Source organism: Candidatus Poriferisodalis sp. (genome assembly GCF_965203655.1).
Lineage (GTDB): Bacteria > Actinomycetota > Acidimicrobiia > Acidimicrobiales > Poriferisodalaceae > Poriferisodalis.
Genome location: NZ_CBDBDD010000009.1, coordinates 576,540 through 599,169 on the forward strand (window position 1 = coordinate 576,540; position 22,630 = coordinate 599,169).

Below are 22,630 nucleotides of genomic sequence, written 5' to 3' on the forward strand. Positions count from 1 at the left end.
GGTTCGCTCGGATACTGTCCGAACACATGGCGTCGGAAACCGAGGCGGACGCGACTGCATCCGACTTCGAGGAATTCCCTGAGCTTCCCCCGAAGCGACCTAGCCGCTTGTCCCGCCGCGCCTACGAGCGCGAGCTCAAGCTCCTGCAGCAGGAACTCGCCCGCCTGCAGCGCTGGATCCGTCACAACGGGCTGAAGGTCGTCGTCATCTTCGAAGGCCGCGACGCTGCGGGCAAGGGCAGCACGATCAAGCGCATCATGGAGCGGCTGAACCACCGCGTGGTGCGGGTCGTCGCGCTCGGCACACCCAGCGACCGCGAGAAGACCCAATGGTGGTTCCAGCGTTACGTCGAGGAGCTGCCGGCGGCGGGCGAGATGGTGATCTTCGACCGCAGCTGGTACAACCGCGGCCTTGTCGAACCGGTCATGGGCTTCTGCAGCGAAGAGGAGTACGAGGAGTTCCTGCGGTCATGCCCCGAGTTCGAACGGATGCTGGTCCGCTCAGGGATCATCCTCATCAAGTACTGGTTCTCGGTCAGCGACGAGGAGCAGGAGCGCCGCTTTCGAAGCCGGATCGCCGACCCGGCCCGGCGTTGGAAGCTCTCCCCGATGGACCTTGAGGCCCGTGCCCGCTGGGTGGATTTCTCACGCGCCAAGGACACGCTGTTTGCCCACACCGACATCAAGCAGGCACCGTGGTACGTCGTCGATGCCGACGACAAGCGGGCGGCCCGGCTGAACTGCATCGCTCATCTGCTGTCGCAGATCCCCTACGAGGCCGTGCCGTGGGAGCACGTCGAGTTGCCTGAGCGCGAATCGGCAGGCGGGTACGTGCGGCCGCCGATGTCAGACCAGACCTTCGTGCCCGAGTTGTACTGAGCCGTCGCGACTGGTCGGCCGATCGGCTCAAGCCTCGGCCCGGGACTCCATGTTGATCTCGAGCAGCCGGGCGGCGATGGTGCGGGCCTCGTCGAAGCTCGCCACGAAGTGGTCGCCGGGCACACTGTGCAGCACATCGAGCGACTGCAGGCTGCCCGAGGGCAGGCTCTCGAGCCCGATCACGATGCACTCGGTGTCGTGCTCCATCGCTGCATCGATGAGCTGCTCCACCACCAGCGCAGCGCTGTCGTCGACGTAGCTCGTCTCGGTGAAGTCCAAGATGACGACTTCGTGCTCGACGATGTCCTTGCTGATGGCAATGCGCAGCCGGTTCGACGAGGCGACGGTGAAGCTGCCACGCATCTTGACCATGCCGACCCTGGCGGAGAACGCGTCGAACTGGCTGATGTCCACCCGGTCGCTGTCGGCGAAGAACACTGCGTCGAGCATCGGCACCGACAGCACGCTGTCAAGCTCCAGCCGTTCGAAGCGACGGCTGGCCGCCAGCGCTGCGGCGACGACGCCGGCCGCGATGGCCACCAGCAGGTCGACGAACACCGTGAGGCCGAGCGTCAGCAGCATCACCAGCATGTGCTCGCGCTGCACCCGGTACAGGTGCGTGATGAGCCGCCAGTCGATGAGCGTGAGCCCCAGCCACAGCAGGATGCCTGCGAGCACCGCATAGGGGATGGCGTCGATGAGTCCGCTGAGCACCACGATCAGCACCAGCGCCAGCACTGCCGAGATAGCACCCGCAGCACGGGTCTGAGCCCCTGCCCGGATGTTGGCCCCGGTGGCATCGGGGGAGCCGGCGCCGGCCAGACCGCCGAACATCGCGGCCACCGCGTTACCGAGTCCGACGCCGATCAATTCTCGATTCGGATCATGCTGCTGGCCCGTCATGGAGTCGGCTTGCGATGCGCTCATCAGGCTGTTCATCGCGCCGATGAGAGCAATGGTGACGGCGGCGCCGACAGCGCCCCAGAAGCCGCCTGGGGGCATCTCCATGGCCCAGAACGACGGTGCCTCGATGACGTCGGCGATGCGTGGCGCCCCGTCGAACATGAGCGCTCCCACGATGACGCCGCACACCAGCGCGCCGGGAACTCGCGGCACATAGCGACGCCATCGCTTCGGCCAGCCGGCGCAGATCACGAACGTGGTGACGGCCAGTCCGAACGCATGAAAGTCCATGTCGCTTGCAGCGTCGTCCCAATGACGGATCGAATCGATCGGGTTGCCTCCGACCGGATCAGCGCCGAAGAACGGCAGCACCTGCAGCAGCACTACCATGACCCCGATGCCGCTGATAAAGCCCGAGGTGACCGAGTGCGGCGTGTACTGCACGAGGCTGCCGAGCCGCAGCAGCCCGATCAGCACCTGCATGATTCCGGCGATGAAGATGATGGTGAAGGCCTCGACTGCGGTGTCGGCGTAACGCACGAGCACGAACGACACGGCGATGGCCACCGGTGCAGTTGCGGCGGAGATCTGCACCCGGGTGCCCCCGAGCACCGCAGCGATCAACCCGACGGCGACCGCACCCCAGAGTCCGGCGATGGGACCGAGTCCGGACACCACACCGAATGCGAGCGCCAGCGGCAGCACGACGATCGCAGAGACCACGCCAGCTTGCAGGTCGGCGCGAAGGCGCTGGGTGTCGTAGTTCATTGCAGATCTCGCCGCGTAGGTTCGTCCGCGGGTCACAGTAGTTGAGGCCTGAGCGGCTACCTACGAATCCGGCTGCCTCTGATCATGCTGCACTCTCAACCAAACATGCCCCCGTCCACGGTGAATTCTTGGCCGGTGCAGTAGCTGCTCGCGTCAGTGGCGAGGAACAGCACCACCCGGCCGACTTCGGCGGGTTCGGCGATGCGTCCCAGCGGCACCTGTCGCAGGATCCGGCGGGTGCGGTCGCTGTCCTCGGTGAACACGTTGGTCTGCGCCAGCATCTCGGTGTCGATGTAGCCGGGGTGCACCGAGTTGACCCGCACGTTGCGGCGGCCCAGCTCCTTGGCGGCCGACTTGGTCATGCCGCGCACCGCCCACTTGCTGGCGCTGTAGGCGAATGAGCCAGCGGTGCCCATCAGTCCCGCCACCGAGCTGATGTTGACGATCGATCCTGACTCGGCCTCGGCCATCGCGGCGCCGACTTTCTGCATGCCCAGGAACACGCCGCGGGCATTGATTGCCAACATGCGGTCGAAGTCGGCAGTCGAGGTCTTCATCAGCCCTGCGCCTTGGAAAATGCCGGCATTGTTGACCAGCACGTCGATGCGCCCGTGGCGAGCGAGCACGTCGGCCACGACCGAGTCCCAAGCCGCCTCATCGGCCACGTCGTGATGCAGGTAGTCGCACCCCAGCTCGCCCGCGGTGCGCTCGCCCTCGTCGTCGAGCACGTCGGTGAGCACCACCGTCGCGCCCTCGCTGGCGAAGAGCTCGCCTTCGATCGCACCCTGTCCCCGTGCGCCGCCGGTGATGATCGCAACTCGTCCGTCCAGAAGACCCATCTGCCTCTTCCCCTCGCTGTGAGATTGGATCCCGGCGCAGACCGCACAGGATCGACGGCGAGACCCTAGACCCCGGAAGATCCGCGTTCCCAAGTCCGGAGGCTCAAGTCCGGGCAGCCTCGCCCAGTTCGACCAGGATCGCGCTGAGCTGCTCGCCGTCGCCCGGCGTGTTGACAGGAATCGAGAACTCGATGCGGTCGATGTGGGGGCCGTATCGCTCGGCGAGCAGCCCGCCGATCTGGTCGTACGTGCCGACCGTGGCGATGGTGTGCAGCATCTCGTCGGACACGATCGCCGAGATCTCGTCCCAGCGTTGTGCTTTCGACAGCGCCGCAGCCTGTTCGGCCTCGTCAGTCCAGTCGTGCACATCGAAGGCCGCCTGGTAGGCGGGAGTCGAGAGGTAGAAGCCCACGCGCTCGCGCACCGTGCGGGCCACGTCGGCCAAGGCTGTCTTGTCGGGTGCCGTGGCGACAAGCGGCTTCATGCACCATTCCACGTTGCCGGCGTCTCGCCCGGCCCGTTCGGCGCCGCGGGCGACAGCAGGCGCCATGACCTCGGTGATGTAGCGGGGCGAGCACACCGGGTGCAGCCGCACACCATCGGCAACCTCGCCGGCGACACCGCACATGTTCGGGTTGATCGCCGCGATGTGCACCGGAATGCGGGGATGGGCGATCGGGCCGGGATCGAACAGCGGCACCATGAGGTTCAGGCTGTAGTGCTCGCTCTCGTACTCCAGCGGCGTTCGGTCCTGCCAGCAGCGCCACACCGACCGGACCGCGCCGACGTAGTCGCGCATCCACGGCCCCGGCGCCGACCATTCCATGCCGTAGCGGCGGCGGATATGGCCGCGCACCTGCGAGCCCAGCCCCAGGATCGACCGTCCCCCCGATGCCTTCTGCAATGTCCACGCCGACAGCGCGGTGACGGTCGGCGAACGGGGAAACGCCATCGCCACCGAGGTGCCGAGACCCAGCGTGGTCGTTGCCACCGCCGCCATGGCCAGCAGCTGGTACGGGTCGTCCTTGGTTTCTTCCACGACGAGGGCGTCGTAGCCCAGCGCCTCGACCTGTACGGCGGCGTTGCCGATGCTCGTGACGTCGAGCGGCACATCGGGTGCACGCAGCCCAGGGTCGAGCTTGCCCAACGGCAGCAGCGTCTCAGTCTTCATCGCACCCAGGGAAGATACGCAGTCGCGCCGAGGCGCGTCGGTAGTCAAAGCGGTCGTCGGCGCGTATCTGCGGGGAAGCGGCCATAGGGTGCGCTGCGATGCGGACGGGCGATGCCCCGAGCGCGACGGCGGGCGCGCCTGACGAGGTCGCTGCGACTGGAGACGGCCCGATGCAGCGCTTCGGCCTGAACTTCGTGCTGGTCGCGACGATGGTGCTCGGCCCGTTCCCGATCATGGCGCCGGCGGTGGTGGCGGTCGATCTCATCGGCGATCTCGGCATCACCACCGGTGCGTTCAGCGTCGCCCTCACCGCCAACACGGTCGTCGCCGCGCTCTTCGCGCCGCTGTCGGGTCGCATCACCGATCAGATCGGGCCGAAGGTGTCCACGGTGCTCACGATCGGCACGGCCGGCGTGGGCCTGTTCGGCATGGCCTTCGCGCCGAACGTGTGGCTGCTCATGGCGGCGGCGGCGTTCTCGGGCCTCGGCCAAGGCTGGTGCAATCCGGCCACCAACAAGCTCATCGCCGAGCGCGTCCCGGAGGGTCGTCGCGGCACCATCACCGGCCTGAAGCAGTCCGGCGTCATGTTCGGCACGTTCCTGTCGGGTGCCACGCTGCCGACGCTGGCGACCCTGTACGGCTGGCGCTGGGCGAGGGGGATTTACGGCGTGGTGACACTGGTGTGCGCGCTGGGCATCCAGCTGTGGCTGCGACCCGACACCAAGACCGACAGCGAGCCGGCCTTCGCCTACGAGGCACCGCCAGGTGCGGTGTTCGCCGTCGCGCCCGCGCAGCCCAGGGTGGTGCGGATGGGACCCGCGGAGCGCCGATTCATCATCACGATCACGTGGTTCTCGCTGCTGATGGGCAGCGTCGTGGGCGGCGTCGGCCGCTTCCAGATCCTCTTCGCCGAGGAGTCGCTGGGCTGGACCAACTTCTGGGCCGGATGGGCCAGCGCCCTCGCCGGCGTGACCGCTATCGGATCGCGCATCTGGTGGGCCCGGCTCACTGAGCGGCGGGTGCATCCTGCGAGCGCGTTGGCCGTCCAATCCGCGTTCACGGTGGTGGCGATGGCGCTGCTGCTCGGTGCGGCCACCGTCCACAGCAGCCTGATGTGGGTGATGTCGCTGCTGGCCGGGTTCACGATGATGTCGTGGAATGCCGTTGCCATGCTGGCCATCATCACCGGCATTCCCGTTGCGCTGGCAGGCCGGGCGTCAGGCATCGTGATGCTCGGCTTCATGTCCGGACTCAGCATCGGGGGTCTCGTCACGGGCTACGTCGCGGAGTGGACGGGCAGCTTCAACCTGGTTTGGACGGGTTTCGCAGTGCTCGCTGCCGGCGCGACCCTGCTGGCGCTGATCATGCGCCGCCAGGGCCGCGGCGCCCCCCCAGCCCCCGGTCCTGAGCCCCAAGAGGGGTTCACCGGCGCGACCTAGGCTGGCCGCCATGGGGGACGACTTCGGCATCGAATACCAGAGCGGTTTCGGCAATGAGCACGTCACCGAGGCAGAACCCGGCGTGCTGCCGATCGGCCAGAACAGCCCCCAGCGCGTCACCCACGACCTGTACACCGAGCAGCTGACCGGCAGCGCGTTCACCGTGCCGAGGGCGGACGCGCTGCGCACCTGGATGTACCGGATCCGCCCGTCGGTACGCCACGTCACTGCGCTGCGCGATATCGAGGCGGGCAACCTGCGCACCTCGCCCTGCCGTGAGGGCACGCCCCCAGTGGCGCAGCTGCGCTGGAGCCCGATCGGGGTTCCCGACGAGCCGCTGAGCTGGCTTGAGGGCCTGTGCACCCTCGCGGCCAACGGCGACGCCCACCTCGGCACGGGTGCCGCGACGCACCTGTACGTCGCCAATCGCTCCATGGACGGCGAGGTGTTCGCCAACGCCGACGGCGAGATGCTGATCCTGCCCCAGCAGGGCTCGCTGCGTCTCGTCACCGAGCTCGGCACCCTCGCCGTCGGGCCTGCGGAACTGGCAACGGTGCCCCGCGGCGTCAAGTTCCGCGTCGAGCTGATGGAGGAGTCCGCCCGGGGCTACGTGTGCGAGAACTACGGCGCCCCGTTCCGGCTGCCCGACCCGGGGCTGATCGGCGTGGATGCGCTCGCCATGCCCCGCGACTTCCTGTTCCCGATGGCTGGCTACGAGGCTGACGATCGACCCACCCGGCTGGTCTTCAAGCACAGTGGCCGCCTGCTCGAGACCCATCTGCCGCACTCGCCGCTCGACGTGGTGGCCTGGCACGGCAACTTCGCCCCCTACAAGTACGACCTGCGCAACTACTGCCCGCTCGGCCCGCTGCTGTTCGACCACCCGGCACCGTCCATCTGGACACTGCTCACCTCCCCGTCAGACACGGCGGGCACCGCCAACGTCGACTTCGTGCTGTTCCGCGAGCGCTGGGCCGTGCAGGAGCACACGTTCCGGCCGCCCTGGTACCACTCCAACGTAATGAGCGAGCTGATGGGGCTCATCGAGGGCACCTACGACGCCAAGCCCGAGGGGGGATTCGAGCCCGGCGGCGTCAGCATCCACAACGCCTTCCTGCCCCACGGTCCCGACATCGAGGCCTACGACGCCGGCACCACCGCCGAGCTCGAACCCCGGCGAATGGCCGACATGCTGGCCTTCATGTTCGAGTCCCGCTACCCATGGATCCCCACGGCGTGGGCGGCCGGCCTCGACGAGCTGCAGGAAAACTACGCCGACGCCTGGACGCCGCTGGACGACCGCAGCACCCTGCGCCGCAACGGCGACGGCTGAGCACTTGTCCCGCCGGAGCGTCGACGGATGACTGCGACTCGGGCGACTGCGGACTTGGGCGGCCGCGTGGCGATCGTCACCGGCGCGGGTGCACGCGGCGACGGGATCGGCAACGGCCGGGCGACGGCAATCCTGCTGGCCGAGGCCGGTGCGCACGTGCTGGCGGTGGACCGCAAGCCCGAGCTCGCCGAGGCCACGGTCGAGATGATCGGCGCCGAGGGAGGCAGCGCCGTCGCCGTCGGTGCCGATGTGACCGTCGAAGCCGACTGCGAGGAGATGGTCAAGGCCTCGCTCGACCAGTGGGGACAGCTGGACATCTTGGTCAACAACGTCGGCATCGGCAGCAGGGGGACGGTGGTGACCGGCGATGTCAATGCGTGGGAACGGGTGATGGAGGTGAACCTCACCTCGATGGTGCTGGCATCTCGTCACGCCATTCCGGCCATGATCGAGCACTCAGGCGGGGGAGCGGTCGTCAACATCTCGTCCATCTCGGCGCTGCGTCCCCGCGGCATGACGGCGTACTCCACGTCGAAGGGGGCGATCATGGCGCTCACGGCCGCCATGGCCGTCGATCACGGCGCCGATGGCGTGCGGGTGAACTGCGTGGCTCCTGGACCCGTGCGCACGCCGCTGGTCGGCGGCGACGAGATGCCCGACGAGCTTGCCGAGGCCCGTCGGCGGGCCAGCGTGCTCAAGATCGAGGGAAATGGCTGGGATGTCGGCGCGGCGGTCAGGTTCCTGTGCACCGACGAGGCCCGCTACATCACCGGCCACACGCTGGTCGTCGACGGCGGTGTGACGCTGCGAGGACCGACTCGGGCCTCGCCGCGGGGCTGAACCGGACGCCGCCGTCACTCTTCGCGCTGGCTGAGCTGGCTCGCCGCCGCCGAGCCGCCGCGCCGATCGGCTACACCCGCTGCTGGCGGAAGCCGCTGGCGTAATGCGTTTCGGGCAGGCGTCTGCTGCCGAACAGCTTCTCGCGCAGCGTTCCCGGCTGGTACTCCCGCTGCACGAGACCTCGCTCGCGCAGCACCGGCACGACACCTTCGATGAAGTCCACGAACGTGCCGGGGGTGGTGGCATACACCAGGTTGAAGCCGTCCACGCCCTGGTCCAGCCGGCGCTGCATCCCGTCCGCGATCTGCTCGGGCGAACCCACCAGGAATTGCCCGGCCATGTTCAGCTTGATGAGGTCGCCGAAGGTCCGGGTGCCCGGCCGCGCCGAATCCAGCAGCGACTTCACCGGGCCGCGCACGCCCTCGGTGTCGAGCGTCTCGAGCGGCTGGTCGGGGTCGATGTGGCTCAGATCGATGTTGAGGTTTCCGCTCAGGTGTGCCAGACCTGCCTCCAGCGAGAGCGTCTCGAGATAGTCGGCGTGCTTGGCTTTCGCCTCGGCCTCCGTGCCGCCCACGATGGGGGACAGGCCGGCGATGACCTTCACGTCATCGGGGTGGCGACCGACCGCACTCACCCGGCGCCGGATGTCCTCGGCGATGCGCGTCAAGCCCCGCGAGGCCGCCACGACAAACACGCATTCGGCGTGTTTGGCCGCGAAATCGCGCCCACGATCCGACGAGCCGGCCTGGTAGATCACCGGCGTGCGCTGCGGCGACGGTTCGGCCAGATGAGGCCCGGCCACCGAGTAGTACGGGCCCTCGTGGTCGATCGGCCGCACCCGGTCAGGGTCGGTATAGACGCCGCGCTCGGTGTCGGCCACCACCGCATCGTCAGACCAGCTGCCCTCCCAGAGCTTGTAGCAGACGTCGAGGTAGTCCTCGGCTCGCTCGTAGCGCGTGTCGTGCTTGGGCAGTCGCGGGTAGCCGAGGCTCTGCGCGCCGTTCTGCAGGTACGAGGTGACGACATTCCAGGCCACCCGCCCGCCCGTGAGGTGGTCGAGCGTGGAGATCTGGCGGGAGAAGGTGAACGGGTGCGCCTGCAGCACGTTGCTGGTGAAGGCGAACCCGAGGTGCTCGGTGACCGTGGCCATGGCCGGGATCAGCAGCATCGGGTCGTTCACGGGCACCTGTATGGCCTCGCGCAGCGAGGTGTCGGCGCTGCCCCGGTAGGTGTCGTACAGCCCGATCACGTCCGCGAGGAAGATGGCGTCGAAGCATCCGGCCTCGCAAATCCGGGCCAGCTCCAGCCAGGGCTCAAGCGAGGTGTACTCCCGCTGGCGGGTGTCGTCTCGCACCCATAGTCCCTGCTGGATGTGGCCCACGCAGTTCATCGTGAACGCGTTCAGGATGATGCGCCGCCCTTGCCCGACTGCCCCCGCTTCCGCCGCCACGGGAGTCAGTCTCGCATCACTGGCTGTGAGCCGTCCCGGCCCTTCAGTGGGAGTTGCGGCTGGGCGCTGTGAGGTAGCTGTCGACGATCTCGGCAGGGTCGCCGACGGCGCGGATGCGGCCCTCGTCCAGCCAGACCACCCGGTCGCAGAAGCGCCGGATCTCGTTCATGTTGTGGGTGACCAGCACGACTGAGCCCGAGGCGGAGCGCACGTCGTCGATGCGCTCGGCCGCCAGCCGCCGGAACTCCTCGTCGCCCACCGTCAGCGCCTCGTCGATCAGCAGGATCTCGGGAATCCGGGCCGTGGCGATGGCGAAGCGCAGCCTGGCCCGCATGCCAGAGGAGTACGTGCGCATCGGCCGGTCGATGTCGGCGCGCAGCCCGGCGAAGTCGATGATCTCGTCCATCCGGCGCTCCACCTCGGCACGGGTGAAGCCCAGCGCCAAACCGCCGATCAGGATGTTGCGGCGCCCCGAGAGCGCCGGTCGCAGCACCGACGACACCCCGAGCAACGACGGCCGCGACCGTCCCCGGATGGTGCCCGAGCGCAGCGGCAGCAGCCCGGTCATCGCGGCGAGCAGCGTCGACTTGCCTGCACCGTTCGGCCCGATCAGCCCCAGCGTCTCGTGCTCGAACAGATCCAGCGTCACGCCCTGCACGGCGGGGATCATGCGGTACTGGCGACGCATCCGGCCCCGGGCAAAGCCCTGCTTGAGACCCGTGGCCGGCTCCTCGAAGACCCGGTAGCTGACGTGGGCGTCGCGCACCTCGACCGTGACAGCGGAGTCGCTCACGCGCCGAGCCTCTGCTCGGACCGGTGGAACACCGCAAACCCGATGGCGGGCATCAGCACGCACCACATCACGAGACCGGTCACCACCCACAGGTCCACGGGCTCGCCCAGCAGACACCAGCGCGCGCACGTGATCACGTCATAGAGCGGGTTGAGCGCGAACGCACGCCGCCACGCCGTGCTCTGCACGAACGCATCGACGCTGAAGATCACGCCCGAGCCGTAGAACAGCAGCCGGAACAGGTGCGGCAGGATTTGGCGCAGGTCGGGCATAGTGGTGCCGATGCGAGCCACGAGCAGCGCAGTGCCGAAGTTGAAGGCGAACTGCGCCACCAGCACGGCAGGGAGCACCAGCCAGCGCAGCGTCGGCAGCTCACCGGTCGCCAGCACCGCCAGGATCGCCAACGCCAGCGCGGGCACGAACGCAGCGGTCTGGCCGTTCACCGACGCTGCGGGCAGCAGGATGCGCGGGAACTGGATGGAGCGGATCAGGCCCATGTTCTGCGTGATCGAGGTGGATGCCTCCAAGGTGACCCGCTGGGTGAGATGGAACAGCACCACGCCGACGATGAGGAAGCCCAGGAAGTTGTCGACCCCGCGCCGGGTGTCGATGATGACGCCGAACACTAGGAAATAGACCCCGACCAGCAGAGCCGGATTCACCAGGTGCCAGAGCTGGCCCAGCGTGGTGTCCATGTTCTGGGCCCGAAGGTCCTGCGCCGGCACCACGATGGCGAACTCGCGCCGGCGCCACGCCTCCCGCAGGTACGTCCGCGCCGTCGGCCTCGATGTCAGGTCGATGAGCGGCCGTGCCGCTGCATCCTGCGAACCGGAGTCGTCGGCGGCCTCAGCGGCCGTGTCGGTCTCGACGCCATCGCTGGCTGTGCTCGCCTCGCCGCCTTCGCCGACTGTGCTTGCCTCGCCGCCTTCGTCGGCCATGCGGGTCATCCTACGAAGGCCGTCCTGGGGCAACGGTGCGGGGCAGGGACAGCCAGCGGCGGCATACTCACGCGGCCGAGTGATGTCCGGCGACGGATGTCTGACCGCAACGGACCGCCCGTGTTCACACCGCCTGCACACCGTCCCACACCGCCGCCCGCCGATGTGCGGGGCAACGACTGGCGCTCCCTGGGCGTGGCCCCGCTGGACGTGTTCGAGCCACTGCTGCCGGTGACCGTGGTCGTCCCCTACTACGAGGCACCGGATGCGCTGGCTCTCACGCTGGCCGGACTCGAGCGACAGACCTACCCCGCGGATCTCTACGAGGTCGTCGTGGTGGACGACGGTTCGGATCCGCCGCTGGACCTGGCTCAGCTCGATCTGGCGGCGCTCAATGGAACGGGCCCGAGCCGGCTGAGCCTTCGAGTGGTCCATCAGGAAGACCTCGGGTTCGGCCTGGCCCGGGCTCGCAACAACGGCGCCCGTGCAGCGCAGGGCGATGTGCTGATCTTCCTCGACTGCGACATGGTCCCCGAGGCCGACTGGCTGTCCGCGCACGCCCGCTGGCACCACGCAGCCAGCGACCTGCTCACGCTGGGGTTCCGCCACCACGTCGATGTGGACGGCATCGGGGCGTCCGACGTGCGTAACCGTCCCGGGACACTCGCCGACCTGTTCGAGGGACGACCGATCCAGCGTCCCGAGTGGATCGAGCGCCGCATGGAGCAGACCGACAACCTCGCCTCGGACGCCGACGACGTGTTCCGGGTCGTCACCGGCGGCAACTTCGCTGTGTCGAAGGCGTTCTTCGAGACCGTGGGCTGCTTTGACGAGTCGTTCACGCAATGGGGTTCGGAGGACATCGAGTTCGGCTGGCGTGCCTACGCGCAGGGTGCAGTGTTGGTGCCCGAGCGCTCGGCGCTGTGCTGGCACCAAGGCGAGGGAGCGGTGCTCAGCGAGGACGAGACGGTCAGCCTCGCCCAGCAACGCGACAAACTGTCTCACCTCATTCCCGACCGGCGGCTGCGCACCTCGCCCCCCGGCCGCTCGTACACCGTGCCGCAGTTCGTGGTGACGGTGCAGCCCGGGCACGTCGACGAATCCGAGATGCTCGACACCGTCGAGCAAGTGCTGGCCAGCAACTTCCACGACCTGGTGGTGTGGGTCGACGAGCGCCCCGGCGAGCAATTCGAGCGGCTCCGCCGCCAGCTCGACCCCGATCCCCGCGTGAGCGTGGGCGCAGCTGGGGGCGCGGCGCTCGCGCATCCCGCCGCGGCATACCACGTGCGTGTTCCCGCCGGCGCGGGCATCCGGCCGCGAATGTTCGACCGGCTTCAGAACCAGCTCGGCACTGCCGCGGCGGGTGAATCTGATCTGGCGTCAGGACACCGGGTGGGCATCACCCGCGGCTGGGCGATTCACCGCGCCCGCCGCTCGCACCGGACCGTGGCCGAATTCGGAGCGGTCGTCGAGCTCGACGTCGACAGCCTGCAGGTCACCCAGGAAGCCAAGCCCCAAGGGTGGCTTGCCAGCAAGCTGCATGGGCCCGCCAAGCGATTCCTGCGGCTGTGGGCTCGAATGCGCCGGCACGGCTCGACGCTGTTCGTCGCGGTGCGACGCATTCGGCGGCCCGCAGATGTCGCCCGCCTCATCGGCACGGTTGCACGGGCCGTGTGGTGGCGTCTCAAGAACCTCCGTTGGAAGTTCCGCAGCATGATGTGGGCCTTGCGGCGGGCAAGAAAGCACTGGCCGCGGCTCATCAAGAGAATCAAGAAGCGCCTGCGCATCTGGCTGGGCCTCCAGCCCCGCAGCCAGCGTTACGTGCAGCGTCTCGCCCGCTACCCGCTCGGCGCCGAGATCGTCGCAGTTGGCCGCGAGGCCTCGGCCGTGTTCGCCGCTTCGACCAGGGTGGCGACTCACGTCGGCGATGACGGCGACCACCATGTCGATGTCGTCGTTGCCGATTCGGCCAAGGCGGGTGAGGCGGCGCTTCAAGGTGCACCAAGCGAGCGGCAACCCCTCGTTGCCGTGCTGGCGGACATGGCCCCCTCGGCCAAGGTGCAGGCCTTCAACCCCGAGGCGGTGAATCCGATCGGCTGGTCGGCCGGGTTCGAGTCAGAACCGGCGTCGGTGCGGTCGCTGCTGTCGCCGGCTCGTGGCTCGATCTTCAGCCTCTACCTCGGCGGCGAGCTGCTGGCCGACCTGCGCGCCCCGCATCATCTCACTGACAGCGCTGCCGACCACCGCGACGCGGTGCAGCGGGCAGGAGCGCTGGCGGCGCTGGCCGGCGCCGGCATTGTCGTGCACATCGACGCACCCGATCCCGAGCTCGCAGCGACGCTTGGGCCAGCGCTGCACGACCTGATGGCGTCGGGTGATATCACCGATGCCGATGCACACCGCCGCGAGCAGCTCAGCGTCGAGATGCGACGCTGCGCGTTGCGCGACCACTCGCTTCGCAGCCGGGCGCGCCAGATCCTCTCGGCGTCGGGCGTCGGCGCTCAGCCGCCAGAGGTGTCCATCGTGGCCCCGACCCGGCGGCCGGACCGCGTCGCCGATGTGATCACGACCGCCGCCCGCCAGACCTACCCCCGACTCGAGCTCGTGCTCGCCCTGCACGGCGATGGCTTCGACAGTGACACGGAGATCGAAGCGCTGGCCGGAGAACTTGGCCAACCCCTCCAGATCGTGCGGGTCGACGGCACCCAGAACCTGGGAGGGGTGCTGCGAGCCGCCGCAGAGGAGGCCGGCGGATCCCTGCTCACCAAGATGGACGACGACGACTACTACGGGGCCGAGCACATCTGGGACCTCGTGCTCGCCCACGAGTACTCCCGGGCCGAGCTGATCGGCAAGTCTGCCGAATACGTGTACTTGGAACGGCTCAACACGACCGTGCGCGACCAGAACCGCCAGAAGTTCTCAGAGCGCTACATCCCCTTCGTGGGCGTCTCGGGCGGCGTGCTGATGATCTCCCGCCACGATCTCGAAGCCGCCGGAGGATGGCGCCGGGTGCCCCGGCGGGTCGACATCGCCCTGGCCCATGACATCACGCTGGCAGGCGGGCGCATCTACTGGACCCACGGCGCCGGCTACCTGCGCGTGCGCCACGGCGACGAGCACACCTGGAACGTCGAGGACAGCCATTTCTTGGGCCGGGCCAGCGAGGTACGTGACGGCTGCGACCTGTCCTTCGCGGGAGTCGCAGAGGCTTGACCGCTCCCATCCTGCGAGACTGGGGCCATGAGCGGCACCTTGGACCTCACTGCGAACGAATCCGAACTCCAGCGCTATCTCGACGAAGTCGACGAGAACGGCTACTGCATCGTCGAAGGCGCCATCGAACCCGAGTTGGTCACTGAGATCCGCGAGACCGTCGCACGGGTCGAGGACGAGCTGAACGTGCAGCCGAAGGGCAACCGCATCGAGGGCTTCGCCACCAAGCGCATGTACAACCTGCTCAACAAGGACCGGTCGTTCTGGAAGCTGCCGATCCACCGCAACGTGCTGCCGTTCCCGCAGCATCTGATGGAGCCCGGGGCGATCCTGTCTGGCACCACCTGCATGCACATCGGTCCGGGCGAGGTGCACCAGGGCCTGCACTCCGACGACGGCCTCGTCGATCAGATCGACGTGCCGCGGCCCCGCGCGCCGTTCATGGTCACCACCATCTGGGCTTTCACCGACTTCACCGATGAGAACGGCGCCACCCGCCTCGTTCCGGGCTCGCACCGCTACGACCACGAGCCCCAGCCGGGCGAGAAGCCGGAGTACATCGCGGCCGAGATGCCGGCCGGCTCGGTGCTGATCGTCAACGGCGGCACCTGGCACTGCGGCGGCGCCAACACGTCCGACGACGATTGGCGCCTTGGCATCAGCGTGCAGTACTGCCGGGGCTGGATGCGCCAGCAGCAGAACCAGTACTACAGCCTCGCTCCCGAAGACGTCCGTGAGATGCCCGAAGAGTTGGCGGCGCTGTGCGGATTCAGCCTCTACCGGGGGATCATGGGCCACATCGACGGCGCCAGCCCCGGTCGATTCCTCGGCGCCGAGGGCCTCGCCGAGACCGCTTATGCGGCACGGATCAAGGCCATCGACGAGGGTGAGCAAGTCGGCGGCATCGGCACGGCCGAGCCTGAAGCTGCTGCGGCCGATTGATCCGGCTGCGCGCTGACGCTGTTCGGCACTGCCGAGAGCGACCACGCTGCGCGACACTGAGCCGGTTCACCGCGCCGAGAGGCCGCAGACGAGCAAGGAGCAAGGGCCATGGAACTGCGTGATCGAGTTGCGATCATCACGGGCGGGGGAGGCGGCATCGGCGGGGCCACCGCCCGGCACTGGATGGCCGAGGGTGCTCGACACATCGTCGTCGCCGACTACAACGCCGATGCTGCCCAAGCCGTCGCGCATGAGATCGGCTGTGAGGGCGTCGGACTGGATGTCACCGACGAAACCGCGGTGGCAGACCTCGTCGAACGAACGCTCGACACGCACGGGCCGATCGACGTGTTCTTCTCCAACGCCGGCGCCGGCGCCGAAGGCGGCGTGGTTGCTTCGAACGATGCCTGGCAGTCGCAGTGGGAGCTGCACGTGATGAGCCACGTGTACGCGGCGCGGGCAGTGCTGCCCTCGATGCTGGCCCGCGGCGAGGGCTACCTGGTGCACACCGCCAGTGCCGCCGGACTGCTGGCGGCCATGGGCTCGGCGCCCTACTCGGTCACCAAGGCGGCTTGCATCAAGCTGGCCGAGATGGAAGCGATCCTGCACGGCGACGACGGCATCCGGGTCTCGGTGTTGTGCCCCCAGGGTGTCAACACAGCTATGGCGCCGCAGCGACTCGCCGACGGCGGCACCGACGGCATCGTCGAGCCCGAATTCGTTGCCGAGGTCATCACCCAAGCCATGGCCGAGGAGCGCTTCTTGATCCTGTCCCACCCCGAGGCCCAGACCTACGTCGAGCGCAAGGCCTCCGATCCAGACCGCTGGCTCAAGGGAATGCGCCGCCTCCGCCAGCGCTCCCTCGACCTCGAGGAAACCGCCTAGCCCCCAGTGCCGAGCAAGGCAGTGCAGCAAGTCGTAGCTTTGCCGCCATGGCTGATTCCGATGTCAAGGCACTGACGGGCGGGCTCGAGCTCCCCGATTTCGAGACCACAGCGTTCACCACGCCTCCGCCCCTCGCCGAAGCCAAGGTCGCCATCGTGACCTCGGCTTCGCTGCACCATCCCGACCAGGATGATTTCGAACCGATAGACACCGGCTACCGGGTGCTCGACGGCAGCCGGCGCGACTACATGTGCGGCCACTGGAGCCCCAACTTCGATGCCACCGGGATAGCCCTCGACCTCAACACGGTGTTCCCGATCGACCGCCTCGACGAGCTCTCTGCCGACGGCACCATCGGCGAGGTCTCCGACATCCACCTTTCCTACGCCGGCAACCAGTTCGACCTGTCCGGGGTGCGCATGGACTCCGGGCCTGCGGGTGCCAAGTTCCTGCGTGACCACGAGGTGGACGTGGTGCTGCTCACCCCCGTCTGACCGCTGTGCACCCGCACCGTGAGTGCGCTCGGACATGTCTTCGAGGAAGCCGGCTTGGCGACGGTGGCGCTGGGCTCCATCGGCGCCCACATCCAGGGAACCGCCCCGCCCCGAGGCCTCTGGTGCGACTTCCCGCTGGGGCGCCCACTCGGCAAGCCCAACGATGCCGACTTCCAGCATCGGGTGCTGGCCCACGCCTTCGGGCTGCTCACCTCGCCCGAGCCGGTGGTGGAGAAGTTCGCCGAGACGATCGACGACGATGGCACCGCCACGATGTCGTGCGAGCTGCCGCCACGGCACGACCCCAGCCTGCACCCCGCCGTCGACGAGGCCAACGGCCTGCGGCAGGCCTATGACCGGGCTGTGGCCAAGCTGGGCAACCGCACCGGCGCGGGGCGCGTCGTGGCCGCCGACGACATCGGCGCGGCCGTGCAGTCGTTCGTGCGCGTGGCCGAGGGCACCCCGTGGAAGGAAGCCGGCATACCGGGCATCCCGGCGCGGGTGGCACAGGACATACGCGGCTACTACGAAACCGCCGCGCTGGCGCTGGCCGAGCACGCACCGGCCCCGTGGGCGGGCGCTCGCTGGTTCTTCACCTCCACCGAAGCGGGCCGCACGATCATGGCTGCTCGCAAGGCCATGGCCGACGCCGGCGAGAAGCAGCCCATCTGGTTCTTCCTGGCACCTGGCGACATGTAGCGGCTGCCGCCTCGGGCGGCCTCCGGCTCACTCCAAGCTCATCGCGTGAACCCGCTCACTGGCCAGCCGTCCGGCGGATGGCAATGCTGATCGGTCGGCCGTTTCACGGCTGGCGGGTGGCGTGGGCCGGGTTCTGGGTGCTGTTCATCGTTTACGGACTGCAGTTCAGCTACGGCACATTCGAAGGGGCCATCAGCGCAGACACCGGCTGGTCGACCAACTGGCTGCAGCTCGCCTACTCGCTGTACATCCTCAGCTACAGCGCGATCAGCGTGTGGAGCGGGCAGCTCACCGACCGAATCGGCCCCCGTCAGGTCATCGCCGTAGGCGCTCTGCTGCTGGCCGCCGGCTACCTGGTGCTGTCGTCTGCGTCGAGCCTGGTGCTGGTCTTCGTCGGGCTGGCGGTGATCGCGCCGCTCGGCATGTCATCGTCGTGGGTGCCTGCGAATGCGACCGTGGTGCGCTGGTTCACCGCTCGGCGCGGCTTGGCGACCGGCATCGTGGGCTCGGGCGGCAGCGCTGGCGGGATCGTGGCACCGCCGATCGCTGCGTGGCTCGTCTCGCAGTTCGGCTGGCGCACGGCAATTGCCGTGATGGCCGTAGTGGGCGGTGTGTTCATGGCGGCCACCGCCATGCTGTTCGTGCGCGATCCCGAGTCGATCGGCCAGTATCCCGACGGTCGCACGCCGGATCGTGCTGACCGCCCGCTGGCCCGTTCGCGGGTCGTGTCGAGGCCGGCAGGGTTCGTCGTGGAGGCCACCCGCAGCGGCGCAGAGGACGCCGAGAATCCCCGCACCGCGTGGACCGCCTCTGCTGCGTGGCGTACCTCGGTGTTCTGGCGCATCTTCGGGATGTTCGCCTTGACGTTCGTCGTGGTGTTTGTGCCGTTTGCACACGGTGTCCAGTACGCCCGGAGCCTTGGATTCTCATTGCAATGGGCCTCAGGCGTCATCAGCTCGGTCGGCGTCGGCGGCCTCGTGGGGCGCATCGTGACCGGCCCGCTGTCGGACCGCATCGACCGCCGCCGAGCCGTGGCGCTGGCGCTGGCGGTGGAGACGCTGTCGTTCGTCGGCATCGCCGTGGCCGACAATCTGGTGCTGCTGTACGCCTCGGCTATCGCGTTCGGCATGTCCTACGGCGGCAGCGTGGCGGTCTTCCCGGCGCTGGTCGCCGACTACTTCGGCCGTACCCATGCCGGTGCGATCGTCGGCCGTTTCTTCGCGACCGCGGGGTCGTGCGCCGCGATCGGGCCGTACGTGGCGCAGCAGCTGCTGAATGCAACGGGGGGCTATGGCTGGACGTTCTCGATGGCGGCGGTTGCCAACGCCTGCGCACTGGGCTTGGCATTCACGCTGCCCCGGCCCGGTCTGCTGCCCAAGCGCTGAACCGCAGCGCCGCGCCCCGCAGCGAGCCAGCCAAACATGAGCGCGCTCGCTTCACCGGCGGCAATTCGGGCTGACGGGTAGCCTCGCAGGTGGCCGCCGCACCCGCCGCCGCGGCGCATGAGGGGGATTCGATGGCTCTCGCAGACTTCAAGCTCGAAGATCGCTTCGACCGTATGGAAGGCGATGTCGCGATGTCGGGCGTGCAGGCGCTGCTGCGCGTGCTGCTGGATCAGCTGCGGGCCGACCGCCGTGACGGACTGAACAACGCTGCGATGGTGTCGGGCTACCGCGGATCGCCGCTGGGCGGCATCGACTCGCTCATGCTCGGCAACGCCGAGGAGCTGAAGCAGAACAACATCATGTTCGAGCCGGGTCTCAACGAGGACCTCGGCGCCACGATCGTGTGGGGCAGCCAGCTCGCCAACCGCAACTTCCAGGGCCGCTACGACGGCGTGCTGGGCATGTGGTACGGCAAGGCCCCCGGCGTCGACCGCTCCGGCGATGCCATCAAGCACGCCAACGTCTGCGGCGTCGACCCCAAGGGCGGCGTGCTGCTCGTAGCCGGCGACGACCCGGCATCGAAGTCCTCCACGCTGGCCTCAGAGTCCGAGCCGGTGCTGATCCACTACCAGACGCCGATCCTGTACCCGGGCTCGGTGCAGGAGGTCATCGACTTCGGGCGCTGGGGCTTCGAGCTGTCCCGCTACAGCGGATTCTGGTCGGCGCTCAAGATCGTCACCAACGTGGCCGACGGGTACGCGACGGTGCAGGTCGGCCCTGGCCGCGTGTCGGTCGCCCGACCCGAATTCGAGTGGGAGGGCAAGCCCTGGGCGCACACCCAGCAGGACGCCCTGTTCGGCCCCAACGCAGTGCGCATGGAGCTCGAGATCCACGAGGGCCGCATGGTTGCGGTCGACAAGTTCGTGGCCGCCAACAAGCTCAACCGACAGACGCTTCCCACCCGCGACGCCCGTATCGGCCTCGTCGCTGCGGGCAAGACCTACTACGACCTGCGCGAGGCGCTCGACCGCATGGGGCTCGACGACATCGAGCTGGAACGCCGGGGCGTGCGCATCTGGAAGCCCGCGGTGGTGTGGCCGCTCGAGCCCACCAGCGTGCGCGAGTTCGCCGACGGGCTCGACCTGATCGTCGCCGTGGAGGAGAAGCGCTCGATCATCGAGTCGCTCATCAAGGAGAACCTGTACGGCATGGCCGACGCCCCGGTCGTGCTCGGCAAGCGCGACGCGCAGGGCGGCTTCTGGTTCCCCGGCCACGGCGAGATGGACGCCGATCTCATCGCCCGCAAGATCCGGCCGTTCCTTGTGGACCGGCTCGGTCCCGAAGGCATCGGGCCCGCTGTGCCCGAGCGCATCACGATCCCGCTGGCGGTCACCACCTCCAAGGGCGAGAAGGCCGCCGGCCGCACACCGGGGTTCTGCTCGGGTTGCCCCCACAACCGCTCGACCTGGGTGCCCGAGGGCTCCGAAGCAGGCGGCGGCATCGGTTGTCACGGCATGGCGGCTATGACGCCGACGCGCAACGTCCGCGGCACCACCCAGATGGGTGGCGAGGGCTGCCAGTGGGTCGGCGCTGCGCCGTTCGTGACCATGGAGCACCGGTTCCAGAACATCGGCGACGGCACCTACCACCACTCCGGTTCGCTGGCCCTGCGTCAAGCGGTGGCCGCAGGCACCAACGTCACCTACAAGATCCTCTTCAACGGCGCGGTGGCCATGACCGGCGGCCAGGACGTGGACGGCGGCATGGCCGTGCCCGAGCTCACCCGCTCGGTGCACGCCGAGGGCGTCGCCAAGGTGATGGTGGTCACCGACGACCCCAAGAAGTACCCCGCCGACGCGGAGTTCGCTCCCGACACCGAGGTCTGGCACCGGGATCGCATGGATGAAGCACAGCGGCTGCTGCGCGACATCGAGGGCTGCACGGTGCTGATCTACGACCAGGCCTGTGCAGCCGAGCTGCGGCGCGACCGCAAGCGCGGCAAGGTGGCCGAGCCCACGATGCGGGTCTTCATCAACGAGGCGGTCTGCGAGGGCTGCGGCGACTGCGGCGAGAAGTCGAGCTGCCTGAGCGTGCAGCCCGTCGAGACCGAGTTCGGCCGCAAGACCCAGATTCACCAGTCGTCGTGCAATAAGGATTTCACCTGCCTCGACGGCGACTGCCCCGCCTTCATCGAGGTGGTGCCTGCGGGGAAGATCCCCACCAAGGCCACGGTGGCTACCGAGCACATCGGCGATGACCTGCCCGAGCCCGACCGGATCGACGAGGGCAACATCTTGATGATGGGCATCGGCGGCACCGGCGTGGTGACCGTCAACCAGATGCTCGCCACCGCAGCGCTGCTCGACGGCAAGCAGGCCAACGGCCTCGACCAGACCGGTCTCGCCCAGAAGGGCGGCCCGGTGCTGTCGAACCTCAAGGTCCGGCGCCTGGGTGCGAACGGTGACGACACCCCGGCGGCAGATCATGACGGGGGCGACGAGGCCAACAAGGTCGGCGTCGGCGAGGCGGATGCGTACATCGTGTTCGACCTGCTGACCGGCACCAACCCGGCAAACCTCGACAAGGCGTTGGCCGGCAAGACCGTTGCCGTCGTGTCGTCATCCAAGGTGCCCACGACTTCGATGGTGCGTGACACCTCCGCCGAGTTCCCCGAGTGGACGGCGTTCCAACGGGTCATCGACGAGTCCACCAGCGCAGAGCGCAACGTCTATTTCGATGCGGGCACGCTGTCGGACAGCCTGTTCCGCTCGCACATGCCTGCCAACGTGCTGGTGGTGGGCGCGGCCTACCAGGCGGGCGTGGTGCCGATCAGCGCATCGGCGATCGAGCGGGCCATCGAGCTGAACGGCGTTGCGGTGGAGATGAACACCCAAGCGTTCCGCATCGGTCGCAAGATCGTGCTCGACCCCGACTTCTTGGGAACGCTCGAGGTCGAGCGGGTCGGCAAGGTCAAGCGTGACACCGGACCGTCGAAGCGTCAGCAGGACCTCATCGACACGGTGCCCAACCAGTCCGAGGAGCTGGCACGGCTGATGCGCATCCGGGTGCCCGACCTGGTCGGCTACCAGAACCACGCATATGCATCGGACTACGCCTCCTTCATTGCCAAGGTGCGCGAGGCCGAGGCAGCGGCAGGTGGCGAGACCTCGTTGAGCGAGGCCGTGGCGATGTACCTCTACAAGCTGATGGCCTACAAGGACGAGTACGAGGTGGCCCGGCTGCACCGTTCGGGGGCGTTCAAGCAGGCAGTGCGCGACCAGTTCGGCGACAAGAGCGAGGTCACCTACAAGCTGCACCCGCCGATCATGCGGCGCATGGGCGTCGAGAAGAAGATCGGCCTCGGCCGCTCCGGCGACATGGCGTTCGCACTGCTGGCGCGGATGAAGGGCCTGCGCGGCGGAGCGCTGGACGTCTTCGGCAAAACCGCTCACCGCAAGATGGAGCGGGAGCTGATCGACGAGTACCGCGGGATGATCGAGCGGGCACTCGACACGCTGGGCGCAGGCGACGATGCCGCCTACGCCCGAGCCGTCGAGATTGCCCGGCTGCCCGACATGATCCGCGGCTACGAGGAAATCAAGGAGAACAACGTCGAGCTGTTCCGGGCCCGCGCCGCCGAACTCGGCGCCTGAGCGG

General features: G+C 68.4%; 17 protein-coding genes. 11 read left to right on the forward strand and 6 right to left on the reverse strand.

The window, feature by feature from the left end:
* Positions 1–26: 26 nt before the first annotated feature.
* Positions 27–878 carry a polyphosphate kinase 2 gene (ppk2, locus tag ACOGW9_RS14035; protein ID WP_419912289.1) on the forward strand — a complete coding sequence of 284 codons (852 nt, stop codon included), beginning with the start codon at positions 27–29 and terminating at the stop codon, positions 876–878.
* 27 nt (positions 879–905) lie between these two features.
* On the opposite strand, the gene ACOGW9_RS14040 is transcribed toward ppk2, so the two are convergent.
* The 3 genes from ACOGW9_RS14040 to ACOGW9_RS14050 all read right to left on the reverse strand — a co-directional run bounded on the left by ACOGW9_RS14040 (position 906) and on the right by ACOGW9_RS14050 (position 4,559).
* Positions 906–2,549 (reverse strand): SulP family inorganic anion transporter, encoded by a 1,644-nt coding sequence (locus ACOGW9_RS14040; protein ID WP_419912292.1) that lies wholly within the window; start codon positions 2,547–2,549, stop codon positions 906–908.
* A 95-nt stretch (positions 2,550–2,644) separates the two neighbouring features.
* A complete protein-coding gene (locus ACOGW9_RS14045) occupies positions 2,645–3,388 on the reverse strand; it encodes an SDR family NAD(P)-dependent oxidoreductase (protein WP_419912294.1) in 744 nt (247 codons plus the stop codon).
* 103 nt (positions 3,389–3,491) lie between these two features.
* Entirely contained in the window at positions 3,492–4,559 is a 1,068-nt protein-coding gene (locus ACOGW9_RS14050) for a TIGR03617 family F420-dependent LLM class oxidoreductase (protein WP_419912296.1), read from the reverse strand.
* Positions 4,560–4,657: 98 nt separating this feature from the next.
* Between ACOGW9_RS14050 and ACOGW9_RS14055 the strand changes: the two genes are divergently transcribed.
* Genes ACOGW9_RS14055 through ACOGW9_RS14065 form a run of 3 tightly spaced genes read left to right on the forward strand, consistent with a single transcriptional unit; the run spans position 4,658 to position 8,171 of the window.
* Positions 4,658–5,998: an MFS transporter gene (locus tag ACOGW9_RS14055; RefSeq protein ID WP_419912298.1), complete on the forward strand. Its 1,341-nt coding sequence runs from the start codon at positions 4,658–4,660 to the stop codon at positions 5,996–5,998.
* Positions 5,999–6,008: 10 nt separating this feature from the next.
* Complete coding sequence (gene hmgA, locus ACOGW9_RS14060; protein ID WP_419912300.1) at positions 6,009–7,331, forward strand: homogentisate 1,2-dioxygenase; 1,323 nt, start codon at positions 6,009–6,011, stop codon at positions 7,329–7,331.
* Between the two features lie 27 nt (positions 7,332–7,358).
* Entirely contained in the window at positions 7,359–8,171 is an 813-nt protein-coding gene (locus ACOGW9_RS14065; protein ID WP_419912302.1) for an SDR family NAD(P)-dependent oxidoreductase, read from the forward strand.
* 70 nt (positions 8,172–8,241) lie between these two features.
* Here ACOGW9_RS14065 and ACOGW9_RS14070 read toward each other — a convergent pair whose 3' ends face one another.
* Genes ACOGW9_RS14070 through ACOGW9_RS14080 form a run of 3 tightly spaced genes read right to left on the reverse strand, consistent with a single transcriptional unit; the run spans position 8,242 to position 11,352 of the window.
* Positions 8,242–9,621, reverse strand: a complete 1,380-nt coding sequence (locus tag ACOGW9_RS14070; RefSeq protein WP_419912304.1) for an LLM class flavin-dependent oxidoreductase — start codon at positions 9,619–9,621, stop codon at positions 8,242–8,244.
* 43 nt (positions 9,622–9,664) lie between these two features.
* Entirely contained in the window at positions 9,665–10,414 is a 750-nt protein-coding gene (locus tag ACOGW9_RS14075; RefSeq protein WP_419912306.1) for an ABC transporter ATP-binding protein, read from the reverse strand.
* Positions 10,411–11,352 carry an ABC transporter permease gene (locus tag ACOGW9_RS14080; protein ID WP_419912308.1) on the reverse strand — a complete coding sequence of 314 codons (942 nt, stop codon included), beginning with the start codon at positions 11,350–11,352 and terminating at the stop codon, positions 10,411–10,413. Before ACOGW9_RS14080 ends, ACOGW9_RS14075 begins: the two co-directional genes overlap by 4 nt.
* Positions 11,353–11,448: 96 nt before the next feature.
* Here ACOGW9_RS14080 and ACOGW9_RS14085 point away from each other — a divergent pair, with 96 nt between their 5' ends.
* The 7 genes from ACOGW9_RS14085 (at position 11,449) to ACOGW9_RS14115 (ending at position 22,626) form a co-directional block, all read left to right on the forward strand.
* The gene (locus ACOGW9_RS14085) at positions 11,449–14,568 is read left to right on the forward strand and encodes a glycosyltransferase family 2 protein (protein WP_419912310.1); all 3,120 of its coding nucleotides are present in this window, start codon (positions 11,449–11,451) and stop codon (positions 14,566–14,568) included.
* A gap of 27 nt (positions 14,569–14,595) precedes the next feature.
* On the forward strand, positions 14,596–15,510 hold the full coding sequence (locus ACOGW9_RS14090) for a phytanoyl-CoA dioxygenase family protein (RefSeq protein ID WP_419912313.1): 915 nt from the start codon (positions 14,596–14,598) through the stop codon (positions 15,508–15,510).
* A gap of 108 nt (positions 15,511–15,618) precedes the next feature.
* Positions 15,619–16,395 (forward strand): SDR family NAD(P)-dependent oxidoreductase, encoded by a 777-nt coding sequence (locus tag ACOGW9_RS14095; RefSeq protein WP_419912315.1) that lies wholly within the window; start codon positions 15,619–15,621, stop codon positions 16,393–16,395.
* A gap of 47 nt (positions 16,396–16,442) precedes the next feature.
* A complete protein-coding gene (locus tag ACOGW9_RS14100; RefSeq protein WP_419912317.1) occupies positions 16,443–16,889 on the forward strand; it encodes a glycine/sarcosine/betaine reductase selenoprotein B family protein in 447 nt (148 codons plus the stop codon).
* Positions 16,890–16,907: 18 nt separating this feature from the next.
* Positions 16,908–17,588 (forward strand): hypothetical protein, encoded by a 681-nt coding sequence (locus ACOGW9_RS14105; RefSeq protein WP_419912319.1) that lies wholly within the window; start codon positions 16,908–16,910, stop codon positions 17,586–17,588.
* Between the two features lie 77 nt (positions 17,589–17,665).
* Positions 17,666–18,973 carry an MFS transporter gene (locus tag ACOGW9_RS14110; RefSeq protein WP_419912321.1) on the forward strand — a complete coding sequence of 436 codons (1,308 nt, stop codon included), beginning with the start codon at positions 17,666–17,668 and terminating at the stop codon, positions 18,971–18,973.
* A gap of 89 nt (positions 18,974–19,062) precedes the next feature.
* A complete protein-coding gene (locus ACOGW9_RS14115; RefSeq protein WP_419912323.1) occupies positions 19,063–22,626 on the forward strand; it encodes an indolepyruvate ferredoxin oxidoreductase family protein in 3,564 nt (1,187 codons plus the stop codon).
* Positions 22,627–22,630: the final 4 nt, after the last annotated feature.

Coding starts and splice junctions, on each gene's coding strand:
- ppk2 (WP_419912289.1), top strand. CDS start 27: ATGGCGTCGGAAACCGAGGCGGACGCGACTGCATCCGACTTCGAGGAA.
- ACOGW9_RS14040 (WP_419912292.1), bottom strand. CDS start 2,549: ATGAACTACGACACCCAGCGCCTTCGCGCCGACCTGCAAGCTGGCGTG.
- ACOGW9_RS14045 (WP_419912294.1), bottom strand. CDS start 3,388: ATGGGTCTTCTGGACGGACGAGTTGCGATCATCACCGGCGGCGCACGG.
- ACOGW9_RS14050 (WP_419912296.1), bottom strand. CDS start 4,559: ATGAAGACTGAGACGCTGCTGCCGTTGGGCAAGCTCGACCCTGGGCTG.
- ACOGW9_RS14055 (WP_419912298.1), top strand. CDS start 4,658: ATGCGGACGGGCGATGCCCCGAGCGCGACGGCGGGCGCGCCTGACGAG.
- hmgA (WP_419912300.1), top strand. CDS start 6,009: ATGGGGGACGACTTCGGCATCGAATACCAGAGCGGTTTCGGCAATGAG.
- ACOGW9_RS14065 (WP_419912302.1), top strand. CDS start 7,359: ATGACTGCGACTCGGGCGACTGCGGACTTGGGCGGCCGCGTGGCGATC.
- ACOGW9_RS14080 (WP_419912308.1), bottom strand. CDS start 11,352: ATGGCCGACGAAGGCGGCGAGGCAAGCACAGTCGGCGAAGGCGGCGAG.
- ACOGW9_RS14085 (WP_419912310.1), top strand. CDS start 11,449: ATGTCTGACCGCAACGGACCGCCCGTGTTCACACCGCCTGCACACCGT.
- ACOGW9_RS14090 (WP_419912313.1), top strand. CDS start 14,596: ATGAGCGGCACCTTGGACCTCACTGCGAACGAATCCGAACTCCAGCGC.
- ACOGW9_RS14095 (WP_419912315.1), top strand. CDS start 15,619: ATGGAACTGCGTGATCGAGTTGCGATCATCACGGGCGGGGGAGGCGGC.
- ACOGW9_RS14100 (WP_419912317.1), top strand. CDS start 16,443: ATGGCTGATTCCGATGTCAAGGCACTGACGGGCGGGCTCGAGCTCCCC.
- ACOGW9_RS14110 (WP_419912321.1), top strand. CDS start 17,666: ATGGCAATGCTGATCGGTCGGCCGTTTCACGGCTGGCGGGTGGCGTGG.